We start from the raw sequence: 688 nt of genomic DNA, 5'->3' as shown, positions 1-688 counted from the left end.
GGTCCCGTAGTGTAGCGGTTATCACGTCGCCCTGTCACGGCGAAGATCGCGGGTTCGATTCCCGTCGGGACCGTTAGAATAACGTAAGTTATTTTAGACTCGTTAGCTCAGTTGGTAGAGCAATTGACTTTTAATCAATGGGTCACTGGTTCGAGCCCAGTACGGGTCATATATGCGGGTTTGGCGGAATTGGCAGACGCACCAGATTTAGGATCTGGCGCTTAACGGCGTGGGGGTTCAAGTCCCTTAACCCGCATTAAGATATAATAAATGAGCCGGCTTAGCTCAGTTGGTAGAGCATCTGATTTGTAATCAGAGGGTCGCGTGTTCAAGTCATGTAGCCGGCATTTTTAGATAGAAGAAAACAGTGCGAACGTAGTTCAGTGGTAGAACACCACCTTGCCAAGGTGGGGGTCGCGGGTTCGAATCCCGTCGTTCGCTTAGAGAGGCCGGGGTGGCGGAACTGGCAGACGCACAGGACTTAAAATCCTGCGATTGGTAACGATCGTACCGGTTCGATTCCGGTCCTCGGCATAAACTAATGAGCACCCTTAGCTCAACTGGATAGAGTACCTGACTACGAATCAGGCGGTTAGAGGTTCGACTCCTCTAGGGTGCATTTTTCTATTTAACTCGGGAAGTAGCTCAGCTTGGTAGAGTACTTGGTTTGGGACCAAGGTGTCGCAGG

The 688-nt window shown here is 50.7% G+C and carries 7 tRNA genes; all 7 read left to right on the top strand.

The annotated features are described in order from the left end of the window. The 7 genes from O3616_RS10085 (at position 1) to O3616_RS10055 (ending at position 619) form a co-directional block, all read left to right on the top strand. Positions 1-73: transfer RNA gene (locus O3616_RS10085), tRNA-Asp, on the top strand. A 23-nt stretch (positions 74-96) separates the two neighbouring features. Further along, positions 97-169, top strand: a tRNA-Lys gene (locus tag O3616_RS10080). A 5-nt stretch (positions 170-174) separates the two neighbouring features. Further along, positions 175-256 (top strand) — tRNA-Leu (locus tag O3616_RS10075). Between the two features lie 18 nt (positions 257-274). Then, positions 275-347: transfer RNA gene (locus tag O3616_RS10070), tRNA-Thr, on the top strand. 22 nt (positions 348-369) lie between these two features. Continuing rightward, positions 370-441 (top strand) — tRNA-Gly (locus O3616_RS10065). A gap of 7 nt (positions 442-448) precedes the next feature. Further along, a tRNA-Leu gene (locus O3616_RS10060) sits at positions 449-534 on the top strand. Between the two features lie 11 nt (positions 535-545). Continuing rightward, positions 546-619, top strand: a tRNA-Arg gene (locus O3616_RS10055). Positions 620-688 lie beyond the last annotated feature (69 nt).

It is taken from the genome of Streptococcus sp. 27098_8_86 (assembly GCF_041432595.1).
Taxonomy (GTDB): domain Bacteria; phylum Bacillota; class Bacilli; order Lactobacillales; family Streptococcaceae; genus Streptococcus; species Streptococcus pneumoniae_F.
The sequence above is the reverse complement of the archived record's forward strand: the minus strand, read 5'-3'. Positions and strand labels throughout refer to the sequence as shown.